We start from the raw sequence: 14,703 nt of genomic DNA, 5'->3' as shown, positions 1-14,703 counted from the left end.
TAGTGCCTTAAACCTATTGAAGATAACCATGAATATGAAAGATCACCATTTTTTAGGTGTTGATGTTGGGGGAACTCATTTGAAAATCGGTCTTGTAAGCAAGGAAGGAGAGATTGTTTCATTTGAAAAAATAGATACTGCACCGTACAGAGATGACCCAAAAGGATTTAATACCTGTTTTATTGAGGGAATGAAGGGAATTCTTGAAAAATATCCTGATGTAAGAAAAGTAGGGATAGGGCTTCCTGGACTTATTTCTAAAGACAGGACTACTACTTTGGAGATTCCGGCCATACCAGCACTGAATGGTTTTAATCTTAAAGGCGAACTGAAGAAAAAATATCCAGATATTTCCTTTTTTCTGGAAAACGACGCTGCTGCTGCTGCAATAGGAGAATATCGCTTTGGTAAAGACAATCCTCCTAAAAATTTTCTCTTTATTACGATGGGAACTGGTATTGGAAGCGCTTTTGTATTGGATGGAAGTGTATTCAAAGGATCCAGGGGCAATGCTATGGAAATGGGACACATGCTTTCCAGAGGAAACGAAGGTTTGGAGACTTTGATTGGAAGAAATGGCATACTCAAAATCATGGAAAGGTTTATCCAGGCATATCCAAGATTGGCTGGTGAATTGGAAAATAAAGAGCTTGGAACGCACCTTTTAGTAGACACAGCAAAAACCGGAAATGAGGTTTCTCTGATGGTTTTTGAAGAAGTTGGAAGAATTCTTGGCGAAGCGATTGTCTCGGTAATTCGCGTTTTGGATGTAACCCACGTTTATTTCGGAGGAGGAATTTCAGCAGGTTTGGAATTTATGATGCCTTCTTTGGAAAAAACTGTAAGGCAGTATTTGACGCCTTATTATGTGCGAGACCTGGTTCTTACCAAGGCTACATTGAAAAATGATGCTGGGACATTGGGAGCTGCGGCCTTGTGTTTTATGGAGGAGGAATAGTTATCCTAAATATGATAAATAGAAGGTGAGCCTAAAAACTCACCTTTTTTATGGGTCCAATCGGCTAATGGTAACTTCCGAGACTCTGCTGATTGCATTCAGTCTGAAAATGACCTTCAAAGATTCCTCTTCGGGTTTTGCCTGTTCACATGAAGGCGAAGGTTCCAGATAATAGATGAAAAAGTTTTGACTTCTGTCTGCAAGCTCAACCCTATCAGGTCTTCCAAAGGTCTTGATTAATGCTTGGTTGTCTTTTCCCAGCAACTCGTTTTTTATAGCCCTGAAGTTCTCCACCTGACTTTCTCTTTGTCGGAGGCATCCATTTCTGTCATTTTTCCAACTCTCCAAATCCATATTTTCTAATTCGACTTTTGGGGAGCAGTAGCTTATTGAGAACAAACCAAAAACTGCTAATATGAGGGTAAGTTTATTTTTGTACATGGAAGTGAAAATATCGCTTTTGTATTTTTAAATATTTGTCAAAAAGATTTGCTTGCTATTGATGCTGAAAGTAGACCTTTCGTTATTTTGTTTGGCAAATTTAGGGCTAATTTCAAGGCTTCTGATTTTTTTATCTTTTTTCTACAAATCCAAGTTTGAGAACGATAGAATTATTTGGACTTAAAATCAAGACTTTGTAAAACCGATTCAATAAGTGTCGAAAATAAAAACCCAAAAAGGTCAAAACAGTTTCAGTTGTGTCTAAGCTTTAATCTTTATATTAGCACGCAAAATCATCATTACTTATGTATTATCGTTTCGGAAAAGTTTTCCATTTCTTATCAATTTTATTCTTCTTAGTTGTCTTTTTGTATATCTATTCAGCCATACCTGAAACAGTTGCCTATGAAATTGACGATAATGGCTACTTGGTAAAAGGGGTCAGTAGGAGCACTTTCTTTTATTTTGGAATCATCCTATTCGCTGTGTTGAACATTGTCTTGATTACACCGGCCAAAATGATAGAAAAGCAAAGTACTGCAAACCTTAAAAGGCTTTTTCCAACAGGAGATATTTTTAGAGATTATATGCTTACCTGGATTTACTCATTTGTAGGGATTATCAATGTATCACTCTGCATCTTAACGTTGTTTGTGCACAGTATAAACAATCAGAATGAAATCAGTTCGGGTTCCTACAGTTTATTCTTTTATATGGTTCCTATATTTTTTGTGACTTGGGTTGTCGCATTGTTTTGGATTTTATCTCAAAAATTCAAAACATTACAGCGTGGAGTTTAAGTGCAATAGCGTTAATTTAAAAATTACCTCTTTGTTGACAAATGGCAGAAAACGTTAAATATACAGAAGACAGTATCAAATCCCTGGATTGGAGAGAGCATATCCGCTTACGCCCAGGAATGTATATTGGTAAATTAGGAGATGGCAGTGCTCAGGATGATGGAATCTATGTACTCGTCAAGGAAGTCCTGGACAACAGTATAGATGAGCATATGATGGGCTATGGAAGAACCATAGACATCAAAATCTCAGAACATAGGGTAGAGATAAGAGATTATGGTAGAGGAATTCCTTTGGGAAAGGTTATTGATTGTGTTTCTAAAATCAACACTGGAGGTAAATATGATTCAGGAGCATTCCAAAAATCAGTTGGCCTCAATGGAGTAGGAACCAAGGCAGTAAATGCACTTTCTGACTACTTCAAAGTCCAGTCATACAGAGATGGGGAAACCAAAGTGGCGGAATTTGAAAAAGGTATTTTGAAAGAAGACCGTAAGGTTGAAAAGACTTCAGATAGGAACGGTACCAAGGTCATTTTCACCCCAGACGCTTCAGTTTTCAAGAATTATCATTTTATACCTGAATACCTGGAAAATCAGATCTGGAATTATGCATTTCTAAATGCGGGTTTGACAATCAATTACAATGGTAAGAAGTTTTTTTCAGAAAAGGGATTGTATGACCTTTTGATGAGAAAAGTAGATGAAGACTCTATCAGGTATCCTGTTATTCATCTCAAAGGCAATGACATAGAGATGGCCATTACCCATTCCAACCAATATGGGGAAGAATATTATTCTTTTGTAAACGGCCAATACACCACCCAAGGTGGTACCCATTTGGCTGCATTTAGAGAAGCGATTGTTAAAACAGTCAGGGAGTTTTACAAAAAAGACTTTGATGCATCAGATGTTAGACAAAGCATAGTAGGTGCTATTGCAGTTAGGGTACAGGAACCAGTGTTTGAATCACAGACTAAAACCAAACTGGGCTCACAATCCATAGGGCCGGACGGCCCTACTTTACGGACTTTTGTCAATGACTTTGTCAAGACGGAGCTGGACAATTACTTACACAAAAATCCAGGAGCAGCAGATGCTTTATTGAAAAGGATTTTACAGTCAGAGCGTGAAAGAAAGGAAATTTCAGGTATTAAAAAACTTGCCAATGAAAGGGCAAAAAAGGCCAACCTTCATAATAAAAAACTGAGAGATTGCAGGATTCATTATGATGATCCCAAAGCTGATGAAGATCAGAAAAGTCGTACAATGCTTTTTATTACTGAAGGAGATTCTGCATCAGGATCTATTACCAAATCCCGGGATGTACAGACACAAGCAGTGTTTTCCTTGAGAGGAAAACCTCTGAATTGCTATGGTATGACCAAAAAGGTGGTCTATGAAAACGAAGAATTCAACCTCCTGCAGCATGCTTTGAATATTGAAGATGGTATAGAGGGACTTCGGTTTAGAAAAATTGTCATTGCCACTGATGCCGATGTGGATGGTATGCATATCCGCTTGTTGATCATGACATATTTCCTTCAGTTCTTCCCTGACTTAGTAAAAAACGGCCATCTCTTCATTTTGGATACACCTCTTTTTAGGGTAAGAAATAAAAAGGAGACTCTTTATTGCTATACAGATGAGGAAAGACAGCGGGCTATTCACAAACTTGGTAAAACTGCAGAAATCACCCGTTTCAAAGGCTTGGGAGAAATATCGCCGGAGGAGTTTGGGAAATTTATCGGTGAGGACATTCGTCTTGATCCTATTATTCTAAGCAAGGAAACCAAGATTGCAGATCTTCTGGGTTTTTACATGGGCAAGAATACCCCGGACAGGCAGACTTTCATCATTGATAATCTCAAAATCGAAAAAGATATCATTTTCGATGATCCGGCTAAAAACAGCGAAGATGCTGAAGAAGCTAAAGAGGAAAGTGAAGCAGCCTAAGCTATAATCCAAAATTTCAACATATTAGGCTTCGATCTTTAAATACACAGTTTGAAACAACCCGATTCTTATTCATTAAAATGAATTATAAGTTTGCATGAGCGATCAAGAAAATACTAACCCTGAGGAACAGGACAATAGCTTACACGATTCCATCCCTGTGACAGGGATGTACAAAGATTGGTTTTTGGATTATGCATCCTATGTGATTTTGGAGCGGGCAGTTCCCGCTATAGAGGATGGACTGAAACCTGTACAGAGACGTATTCTTCATGCCATGAAGGAGATGGATGATGGAAGATTCAATAAAGTGGCCAATATCATAGGTCAGTCTATGCAATATCATCCCCATGGTGATGCCTCCATAGGAGATGCTATCGTAAACCTCGGGCAAAAGGAACTTCTGATAGAAACTCAGGGAAACTGGGGGGATATCAGAACAGGGGATTCAGCAGCTGCGGCGAGATACATTGAGGCTCGCTTGTCTAAGTTTGCGCTTGAAGTTGTATTTAACCCTCAGACTACCGATTGGCAACTTTCTTATGATGGTAGAAAACGCGAACCTGTCACTTTACCTGTCAAGTTCCCTCTTCTTTTAGCACAAGGGGTAGAAGGTATTGCCGTAGGGCTTTCCACGAAGATATTACCGCACAATTTTATAGAGCTTATTCAGGGATCTATAGCAATTCTCAAGGGTGAGAAGACTAATGTACTTCCGGATTTTCCAACCGGAGGATTGGCAGATTTTTCGGAATACAATGAAGGGCTAAGAGGCGGACGGATCAAAGTAAGGGCCAGAATAGAAGAAGAAGATAGCAAAACCTTGTTGATCAAGGATATTCCGTATGGAACTACCACCAATTCGCTGATTGATTCTATTATCAAGGCCAATGACAAGGGTAAAATCAAAATTAAAAAGGTTGTAGATAATACTGCCAAGGATGTAGAAATACAAATTCAACTGGCTCCAGGTCAATCTCCTGACATGACCATTGATGCATTGTATGCATTTACTGACTGTGAAGTCAGTATCTCTCCAAATGCCTGCGTGATCATAGAAGAAAAGCCTGTCTTCCTCACTGTCAATGACATCTTGGCTTACAATACCAAGCAAACAAGAGCATTGCTGAAAAAAGAGTTGGAAATCAGAAAGGCGGAGTTAATGGAAAAACTTCTTTTTTCTTCCCTCGAAAAAATCTTTATAGAAAACAGGATATACAGGGATATTGAGGAATGTACCACTTGGGAGTCTGTAATTGAAACAATCGATAAAGGCCTGGAACCTTTCAAACCTGATTTTTATAGAGAAATTACTACTGAAGACATTGTCAGACTTACAGAAATACGTATTAAGAGAATCTCTAAGTTTGATACTTTTAAGGCAGACGAGTTGATGCGCAAATTGCAGGAAGAGTTAAAAGAGGTAAACTACAACCTCAAGCATCTGACTGAGTATGCCATAAAATACTACGAAAATCTGCTTACAAAATACGGCAAAGGAAGAGAGAGAAAGACCGAAATCAGGGCTTTTGACACCATAGAAGCCACAGTAGTAGCCGCCAACAATGCCAAGCTTTATGTCAATCGTGCAGATGGATTTGTGGGTTATGGTCTAAAAAAAGATGAGTTTGTATGCGATTGTTCTGACCTTGATGATGTCATTGTAATTCGCAGGGACGGAAAATGTGTAGTTACCAGAATTCAGGAGAAGGGTTTTGTAGGAAAGGACATTCTGCATGTGGCTATTTTCCGAAAGGGAGATGAAAGGATGGTTTATAACCTCATTTACCTGGATGGAGGAAGTGGAAGAGCGATGGTGAAGCGTTTTCAGGTCTTAGCTGTAACAAGAGACAGAGAATACGAACTTACCAAAGGGAGTAAAGGATCCAAAGTTTTGTATCTTACCGCCAATCCAAATGGGGAAGCCGAGATTGTAACGGTGTATTTGACTCAAGGTGCAAAGGCCAGAATCAAAGTTTTTGACTTTGATTTTTCTACCATAGAAATCAAGGGTAGGGGAGCAGGAGGAAATATCCTGACCAGGTATCCAATCAGGAAAATTCAACTGAAAATGGAAGGAGTCTCCACACTTGGAGGACTGGACATTTATTATGACTCAGTAGTTGGTAGGTTGAATACGGATGAGAGAGGAAGATTGATTGGTAACTTTTTGGGTGATGATAAAATCATTGTTTTCTATAAGAATGGAGATTATGAACTCACCTCCTTTGAGTTGACCAATAGGTATGAAGCGGGTAATGTTATGTTGATTGAAAAGTTTGATCCTCAGAAGATAATTTCAATTATTTATTATGATGGCACAGGCAAAACACATTATGTCAAGCGCTTCCTGATAGAAACTACAACCATGAATAAGAAATTCAATGTGATTTCTGATCATAAGAGTTCACAATTGAAAATTGTATCTACTGACAAGCAACCGCAAGTCAAAGCCTTGCTTAGAAAAGGAAAAGTGGAGGAGGAGCAAGAGTATGACTTGGATATGTTGATCGATGTCAAAGGATGGAAAGCTATTGGCAACAAACTTTCTTCTCACGATGTGGTATCTCTCAGCTTGATTAATTCTGAACCGAAGGAAGATTCTTCTCCCAATGAATCAAAAACGAAAAATACTTCAGAGGACTCTGATACAGATGAAGATTTGGAAGTTGGTTCTACAGTAGAATTCAAAGTTAAAAAAGAGGAGGACGACAAAGATCAACTAGGTTTGTTTTAGTTTTATAAAAAGTATGGGTTTTGCTCTGGGATCAGCTTTGCCTCTGTGTATTTGTAAGCATGGTCAATCACTCGTTTATGGATTTCTTCTTGCAGTACGCTCCTTTGAGATACAGATATCCAAGCAATAGGCAAATCAGCGAACTGATAACCATAAAGATCATTTTTTCCTGAAGCTCATTCAGGTAAGGATGATTAAAAGTTAAAATCAGAGGTATTCCTAACAAACCTCTAAGAAGAAAAATTGAACCTATTACAGTTAAAGCTATAGCTGTAATAGGCATTTTGAAAATCATACCAGCTCCAGAAAAAGCATAAAGAGACCAAATTCCCAAAATGAATGCTATGAATAAAGTTGTGATGATAGGTTCTATCATTCCAGCTTCTGCTTGCATAGCCATCATTTCACCTGCGCCGAAAAACCTATACCAATCCGGTCCACCTATGACTATTCCGATATGCATCAATGAAGCTATTGCGGTCAAAATTCCTGCTGTTCGCAAGTATTTATTCTGTGCTGTATTCATGTTGGTATTAATTAACATAGGACCAATGTACTTTATTCAAAGTAAGCCTTACACCAATTTGACAAGGTGATCATGAATTAAAAAGAATTTGGCTCAATGGGGAAATAGTACCCCTCAGATTTTAATTTTCTGAGGGGTGCTGTTAATTACTTTTTAACTATTGGAAGACTGATACTGCTTGGATATTTGTTGGAATGATGTATTGAATTAGTAGCCACTACTCCTTCTGTTTCGTCATAATTATTTCCACCTGTATTTAGGTTTCTATCAAATCTTGGGAAATTTGAACTTGAAATTTCAATCCTGATTTTATGCCCCTTTTCGAAATAATTGGATGTGGACATAGGTGTCATGTTGACCTCATAAACTTTCCCTTCTTCCATAAAGACTTCTTTTTCATAGCCTTCTCTGTAGCGTACCCTTTGAATAGTTTCGTCTAAGTTGTAGGCTGTTCCATCAGGATAGACATCAATGATTTTGATGGTAAGATCTGTGTCTTTGACATCTGAGGATAGATAGAGTTTGGCTTCGATAAACCCACTTACTTCTATTCCTTCTTCCAAGACTTCACTGCTGTAAACGAGGATATCCTCCCGGAGCTCCATTTCCTGTTGGTCAAATGCCCCTCCCTGTACAGCATTGCCGGTACAGCAAACATTTCCACCATAGGAAGGAACAGGCTTCATAGGGTCATATTTGAAAGAGTCCGGATTATCTCTTCCAGCCTTTTTCTTGGAAAGGATTCCATCACCTAAGCGGGAATTAGCATTTCCTTTACTGTTGAGGTAGAATGTTTCCATTTGAGCGTCTTTTGGGGGCCAAGTATCAGATGTCTGCCATTCGTTGGATCCCATCGTGAAATATGTCACTTTTGGCATTTCTTTTATACTGCTGCTTTCCTCTCCTTTTAACCAGTAGTCAAACCATGCAAAAGTTATTTCAGGATTAGGTAGTCGAGCATCTCCCATGCTTCTTTCTCCTACTACAGTGTTATCTGTTGCTCTCAGAAAGGCACAGTGAAGGGTAGGGGCGATGATCAGGTATTGGTTGTCTTTGGTAGCTTGACTTTTTGCCTGTTCCCTAATATGGTTGTACATAAATAGGTTGGGGCTTGAAGCCACATCATACCAGCTGACAAACCAGAAGGCAGGTTTTTCGAAGTCCATGTCATCATGAAAAAGGCCTCCCTGATACCATTTAGGATCATTGGGTTTCCTGGTTATCATTTCTTCATAGATTCCTTTGGGTCCATTCACATTTTTGATAATATCCTGGACAGGAAGATGAGCCAAGCCTTTTGCCCAATCTACTCTTGGATACCTTGGAGCCATATCATAAAACTTTTGAAGTCTCAGAAGGTCTTCTTGCTCAATGTCTGAAGAAAGCTTAGGTGCCATGGGATCATGCTGAGTGCTATAAAGCCATGCTGTAAAAAGCATTTGACCTGCACCTCCTCGGTACCAATTTCCCTGCTCATAAAAATTACCTATCCTTCCCACTCCTGCACCGAATCCCTGAGCTACCAAAGCAGTATGTGCGGGGTGATCCAAAGAAGCTACGGCCATTTGCCATTCAGCAGTAGAAGAACAACCGATAGTTCCGATTCTTCCATTACTCCAGGATTGTCCTGACATCCATTCAAAGGCATCATAGCCATCTGTCAACGGAACACCAAGAATATCCCACTCTCCTTCAGAGAAAAACCTTCCTCTTTCATTTTGAATTACATATGCATAACCTCTTTTTACATATTCCAAGGCCGTTTGCATGTGCCGCTCAACCAACTCACCGTTGTTGTAAGAGTTGAAATTGTAGGGCGTTCTTGAGAAAACTATTGGGACTGGATCGTCTGTTTTTGGCCGGTATATGTCAGTTGCCAACCTGACATCATCTCGCATCGGCATCATCACTTTTTGATCTACTATTGCAACTTCATGAAGTTGGTCTAATATACTTTTATCCTGGGCATACAAAAGCCCCGATAAAAGGATTGCAAAGATTAATAAGGGGAGTTTTTTGAGGTTCATTTTCCTTTATTCTGGTTTAAACTTTAAGATAAAGGAAAATATTATTTGGTTGTCAAAATCTCAAAAAATAGTACAGTTGCACGTCAAAAAATATTCAAACAGTATGTAATCCCGGAAGCAATCTGCATTTGAATTTGATTTAATGGTTTTTAAAGTTGAAAGTATTTTTGAGCTTATCGCCAAAGGTCTCATTGTTCTTTTTCCTTTTTGCTCTTGCTCTTTGCCTTTTCCTCTTGTTTTGTTCTTTACTTTTGACTAACACCATTCTAGCTGATATTCCAACCTGACCTCTAAAAAACTCCTCTCTTCCAACAAGGTTGACATTAGGTTTGTAATCCAAAGAGATAACAGTATTGAGAACGGTCATTTCAATCCCTGCAATAAGGTCGACCCCAGTTGTAGGATTTCCGTATGTATGAATAATTTGCATGGACTCAGGGTTTTTAATCCTACTTTCCTCCCATCCTGATGAAATTCCAGCACCATAATAATAATTGAATCTCTTTGAGATGATTGGCCTATGCCTTTCTAATAACAAATGGAAAGTTGTATTTCTGGAGAAATCCGATTGTACAATACCCTCAATGGTTACATGCTTGAAAATACGTTGTTGGGCACTCAATCCAAAAGTACGACTGTAGTCATTGCTGCCCATCCTGATACCGGCTGCAGTTCCATATCTTTGTGCTTCTGCCTGAAAGCTCAAAAAGGAAAGTCCAAATACTAAAGGAAGAAGAAGAAGGATAATTTTTTTCATAGGAATAAGATTCAGGCGCACAGCATCCAAAACTGTTCCAAAGATGGTAAATCCTACCAGTCTTCATCTTCTACTGAACTGGAATCTCCTAAAGTATTGATATTCAGCATTTTTTCCAACTCAAATAATTCTTCAAAATTATATTCTAATTCAGTAAGATTCAGGATTTTGTGCATTTCCAAAAGAGATTCGAAAGTAGGCGAACTTACATGTTTTGGAAGTTTGAAAATTCTGTGATCATCTTTTTCAAAAGGGCTGCTGACTTTTCCACCAAAAAGATAGGGGAGCAGTGTTTTTGAACAGCTTAAAACTATATGGTCAACCCGGTATGTTTCAAAGTATCGGGTCAACCTGGAATTGATAGAATCGAAAAAATCCAATGTTTCAGCAAGTCTAACCCTTGATCCGGCCCTTGACTTCCCCTTTGTCTTCAGGTATTTGATCTGGCTTTTACCCTGTTTTTTCCGAACCATATAAGCTCTGAAAACTTTGTGATCAAGTAATTCACCATTTTCAAAAAAGCCTACTGATGCCATCCCCGAACGTATCATGACCAATGTGTAGTTGATAAAATCATTTTTTCCAACCTCTACCTTGTCAAAATCAAACATGAGGTTAAGTGAAAATCTTAGACTTGCAACGGTTTGATTTTCTTTATTTTTAAAAAATACCTTTCTTTTTTTAGGATTTAAATCAATTGTTAAATCACTGGAATTTAGCTTTTTAAAAATATCAACTGCATTACTATTTTCTAAAAATACTTTTTTCATGGTTTAAAATTAAGCTATATATCTATTGTGGTCTTATTTTTGTTAATTAAAATTCTAAATCATGGAGAACAAAATCGAAGATTATATTTCCCGTATGTGCGATCCTACTGAGAAGGATGCTTATATTTTTGCTGATAAGTTGGCTAAGATAGGTGATGAAGCAGTAATTCAAAGGCTGATAGAAATACTAAAGTCAGATGATCACGAAAATGCTCAGCTTGCAGCGATGGCTTTGAGTAAAATTAAAAACAATTTCACTGCGCTAGAGCCAATGTTGGAGGTAATCCATAAAAAGGAGAATAAGCTAAGCAACGGCGTATTTGTACAGTCTCTGGAAGGTTTTGATTTGTCTGGAAAATTCATAGACCTCTTCAGAATATACCTGTTTGGTAATTTCAAGTCATCTGCATTGGCAAAAGAAATGTTGGATACTGTGGAATTTGAACTGACACCAAGAGTACTGAAAAAAATGGAAAAGCATTGGAATCATTTTCAAAATAATACAGATACAAATTCAAATGAATTTGAAATCAAAAAAATGGAAGTTGAGGAAATGTTTGAAGAAATAAAAGAGATATTTTCCGAGGATTCAACAACAAATGAATTGTAATAAAAGTTATATAAGTATATGAAATTCAAGGATGTAATACTGCTTCATGAGGATTTTTTAGCCGATTTCGGTTTTCAACTGGACGGTCGGTCCCTGCATTACATCAAGACCATTGAAGAAGGGAGGCAAATGGTGTTTTTTCATTATACTCATCATGAGGATGTCTCTTATCTTGAATATCATTTAGGCATCAGATATGACAAGGTTGAAAATATCGTCCATAGATTTTTACCTTCATTGGGAGATTACAAAGAAAGAAGCATTACCCTAGTCGAAACAATGGACAGGATACATGATGAGATGCCCAGAAGGTTTTTGGTTGAAAATGACAATGAATTAGGTCCTGTCATAGCAACTGCTGAGGATTTTCTTGTCAAAAAAGGTTTCCGTTTCCTGGATAAATACTCCGAAGGTGCTGTTTTGGAATCCTACTTCAATAGAGAAACTTCAGTACCTATATTGACTCAAAATTTCACTTACAGATCCGCAAGGGGAATCACTCTGGCAAAATTTTACAATCCTGATTCTTTTGAAGAGATCAAGAGCAAATATTTGGACATGCTGAATGAAAAACAGGTAACTCCATTTAACCTTGCTTGTTTCATCAATTTGATCGATTATCTGGAACACCTTTGATTTATTTTCTCTTCACGCCTCTAACTGCTTCAGCTTCCATAGGATTATCTGGCCATTGATGCTTTGGGTACCTTCTCTTTAAATCTTTTCTAACTTCAAAATAGGTTTCTTTCCAAAAGTTTTCCAAATCAGAAGTAATCTGAACAGGCTTGAAACCTGGTGATAGAAGGTGTAAGAGCAGGGATGTCTTTCCCTTATTGATCTTGGGTGTCTCTATCCATCCAAATATTTCCTGTAGCCTAACTGAAAGAATTGGCTGCTCGTTATCTCTGTATTCCAGCTTTATTTGGCTTCCACTGGGAACAGTGATTTTAGAAGGTGCGAGTTGTTCAACCTTTTGCTGAAGCGTATAATCCAGCCTGTTGACTAAGATTTCGTAAAGATCAAGCTTCTTAAGATCTTCAGCATTTTTAACGGGTTGAATATAAGGGCTTAACCAATCAGGCATTTCTTCTTTCAAGGCAATCAAACTGAAATCAGGTATTTCAAGTTCAGGGTTAGTGTTTTGCAATAGCTGTAATCTAAACCTAAGCTGTTCAACATTTTGACTGAAATTCAGGTAGCGCCTGGGGTCATTTTGGATGACCGGAATAATTGCGGTAACTTTTTCTTCTGGTGTGATTTGATGTATGGGGGTTGACCTCAGGATAATGGACCCTATTCCCAAGGTTTGTGCAGCAATGAGTTCTTCGTATTGCTTGTCCCATTTGATCATTCTTTTTTCTTTGAGCATGGGTTTCAAATCTATAGGATTGATGGCTGCCGCCATAAAAATCTTTCCCATGCCGTCCCTTTCATCTACATGTGAAACCGCAATCCAAGGTTCATGTGCAAGATCATCCCTATGCCCCATGATGGCTATTTTTCCATTTGCCAATTGAAATTGGGCGTTATTTCCTGGCCTTGCTGATGCTATTCTTTCAGGGTAGGCATAGGCGATAAGAAGTCCAACTTCATAAGGGTCAAATACCCCATTGTCAACTTCCACGTTAAGCAATTTTCTATATTGAGATGCAATCTTTTCAATTTTCTTGATCCCTTTGATTGAAAGGTTTTCTTTTCTGGCTCTCCTAATGGCCTCTATTCTCAAGTTCATATCAACTCCAAGCTCTGGCTTCAATGGGTCACGTTCTTCTAAAAGGGCCGCTATATCTGTAGCTAAAGCAACGTTGTCCAATTCTTCTGCTTTCAAAAGCATATGTGCTATGCGTGGGTGTGCTGGAATACTATGAAGTTTTTTACCATGTGGAGTCAGTTTGCCATTTTCCAAAGCTTCTATTTGATGCAATAAATCATAAGCTTGAGAAATTGATCCAGAGGGTGGGGGAGTGAGCCAAGTCAGACTTTGTATTTGTTTTATTCCCCATTGTTCCAGATCCAAAACCAATGAAGCCAGGTCTGCTTCCAAAATTTCGGCAGTTCTGAATTCATTTAAATAAGAATGGGTGGATTTAGACCACATCCTGTAGCAAGTACCGGGTCCTAATCTTCCTGCTCTACCGGCTCTTTGATCTGCTGCATCTATAGAAATTGGGATGGTTTCCAACCTGCTTAAACCGGATCTGGGGTTGAATTTTGAAGTTCTGCTGTAGCCGCAATCCACAACGGCCTTGATCCCTTCAATCGTAAGACTCGTTTCCGCGATGGAAGTGGAAAGTACTACTTTTCTTCTTCCGTCTTTCCTTGGCATAATCGCCTGATGCTGGGATGATGGCGATAATTGTCCATAAAGAGGAAGAATTACAAAACTCTTAAGGGAAGATTTTAAAATTGCTTCTGTTTTTTTGATTTCACCTTGGCCTGGTAAAAATGCCAAAATATCACCATCCGTTTCTTTAGAAGCTTTTTTTATAGTCTGAGCAACCATTTCCGGCATGCTGTAAAAATCATAATCGCCTTCATAATTGATGGTGACTGGGAACATTTTCCCCTTACTGCTTAGGGTGGGAGCTTCCAAGAGATCAGCTAATAATTCCATATCCAAAGTGGCAGACATTACCAAAATCCTTAAGTCTGTCCTGAGTACTTGCTGCGCCTCCCTACACAGAGCCATGGCTAGATCTGCATGGATATTTCGCTCATGGAATTCATCAAAGATTACCAGTCCTACACCTTCCAATGCATTGTCATTGTGGAGCATTCGGGTAAGTATTCCTTCAGTGACAACTTCTAAACGCGTCTTTTCTGAGATATTATTTTCGAAACGTATTCTATATCCTACTGTCTCACCTACCTTTTCACCTAGTAACTCTGACATCCTGTGGGCGATGCTTTTAGCAGCCAATCTTCTTGGTTCCAACATGATGATTTTTTTTCCTTGCAAAAAAGGTTCTTCCAGAAGCGATAAAGGAAGTATGGTACTTTTGCCTGCACCGGGAGGGGCAGTGATGATTAGTGTATTGTTGTTTTGTAGATTTAATTTGGTTTGTGCGAGAATGTCACAAACGGGTAAACCGGAGGCGGTGGGAGAAAATTTCAAATCTTAA

12 protein-coding genes are annotated in these 14,703 nt (G+C 38.6%); 6 read left to right on the top strand and 6 right to left on the bottom strand.

Annotated features, from left to right (window positions below; genetic code table 11):
* The first annotated feature begins 28 nt into the window (after positions 1-28).
* Positions 29-958 (top strand): ROK family protein, encoded by a 930-nt coding sequence (locus A33Q_RS05790; protein WP_009032570.1) that lies wholly within the window; start codon positions 29-31, stop codon positions 956-958.
* Between the two features lie 48 nt (positions 959-1,006).
* On the opposite strand, the gene A33Q_RS05785 is transcribed toward A33Q_RS05790, so the two are convergent.
* A complete protein-coding gene (locus tag A33Q_RS05785) occupies positions 1,007-1,312 on the bottom strand; it encodes a hypothetical protein (RefSeq protein WP_016254741.1) in 306 nt (101 codons plus the stop codon).
* A gap of 392 nt (positions 1,313-1,704) precedes the next feature.
* Here A33Q_RS05785 and A33Q_RS05780 point away from each other — a divergent pair, with 392 nt between their 5' ends.
* From A33Q_RS05780 to A33Q_RS05770, 3 genes are all read left to right on the top strand, one after another.
* The gene (locus A33Q_RS05780; RefSeq protein WP_009032568.1) at positions 1,705-2,199 is read left to right on the top strand and encodes a hypothetical protein; all 495 of its coding nucleotides are present in this window, start codon (positions 1,705-1,707) and stop codon (positions 2,197-2,199) included.
* Between the two features lie 41 nt (positions 2,200-2,240).
* The gene (locus A33Q_RS05775) at positions 2,241-4,154 is read left to right on the top strand and encodes a DNA topoisomerase IV subunit B (protein WP_009032567.1); all 1,914 of its coding nucleotides are present in this window, start codon (positions 2,241-2,243) and stop codon (positions 4,152-4,154) included.
* A gap of 97 nt (positions 4,155-4,251) precedes the next feature.
* On the top strand, positions 4,252-6,891 hold the full coding sequence (locus A33Q_RS05770) for a DNA gyrase/topoisomerase IV subunit A (RefSeq protein ID WP_009032566.1): 2,640 nt from the start codon (positions 4,252-4,254) through the stop codon (positions 6,889-6,891).
* Positions 6,892-6,958: 67 nt separating this feature from the next.
* On the opposite strand, the gene A33Q_RS05765 is transcribed toward A33Q_RS05770, so the two are convergent.
* From A33Q_RS05765 to A33Q_RS05750, 4 genes are all read right to left on the bottom strand, one after another.
* Entirely contained in the window at positions 6,959-7,417 is a 459-nt protein-coding gene (locus tag A33Q_RS05765; protein ID WP_016254739.1) for a hypothetical protein, read from the bottom strand.
* Positions 7,418-7,563: 146 nt separating this feature from the next.
* Entirely contained in the window at positions 7,564-9,444 is a 1,881-nt protein-coding gene (locus A33Q_RS05760) for a CocE/NonD family hydrolase (protein ID WP_009032564.1), read from the bottom strand.
* 139 nt (positions 9,445-9,583) lie between these two features.
* Positions 9,584-10,201 carry a hypothetical protein gene (locus A33Q_RS05755; protein WP_009032563.1) on the bottom strand — a complete coding sequence of 206 codons (618 nt, stop codon included), beginning with the start codon at positions 10,199-10,201 and terminating at the stop codon, positions 9,584-9,586.
* 53 nt (positions 10,202-10,254) lie between these two features.
* Positions 10,255-10,971 carry a hypothetical protein gene (locus A33Q_RS05750; RefSeq protein ID WP_009032562.1) on the bottom strand — a complete coding sequence of 239 codons (717 nt, stop codon included), beginning with the start codon at positions 10,969-10,971 and terminating at the stop codon, positions 10,255-10,257.
* Positions 10,972-11,032: 61 nt separating this feature from the next.
* On the opposite strand from A33Q_RS05750, the gene A33Q_RS05745 reads away from it, so the two are divergent.
* Positions 11,033-11,581 carry a HEAT repeat domain-containing protein gene (locus A33Q_RS05745; protein WP_009032561.1) on the top strand — a complete coding sequence of 183 codons (549 nt, stop codon included), beginning with the start codon at positions 11,033-11,035 and terminating at the stop codon, positions 11,579-11,581.
* An 18-nt stretch (positions 11,582-11,599) separates the two neighbouring features.
* Entirely contained in the window at positions 11,600-12,217 is a 618-nt protein-coding gene (locus tag A33Q_RS05740) for a hypothetical protein (RefSeq protein WP_009032560.1), read from the top strand.
* Between the two features lies 1 nt (position 12,218).
* Here A33Q_RS05740 and hrpB read toward each other — a convergent pair whose 3' ends face one another.
* Positions 12,219-14,696, bottom strand: a complete 2,478-nt coding sequence (hrpB, locus tag A33Q_RS05735) for an ATP-dependent helicase HrpB (protein WP_040489989.1) — start codon at positions 14,694-14,696, stop codon at positions 12,219-12,221.
* Between the last annotated feature and the right edge of the window lie 7 nt (positions 14,697-14,703).

The sequence above is a fragment of the Indibacter alkaliphilus LW1 genome (assembly GCF_000295935.2).
GTDB lineage: Bacteria > Bacteroidota > Bacteroidia > Cytophagales > Cyclobacteriaceae > Indibacter > Indibacter alkaliphilus.
This window is presented reverse-complemented; position numbering and strand designations above follow the sequence as displayed.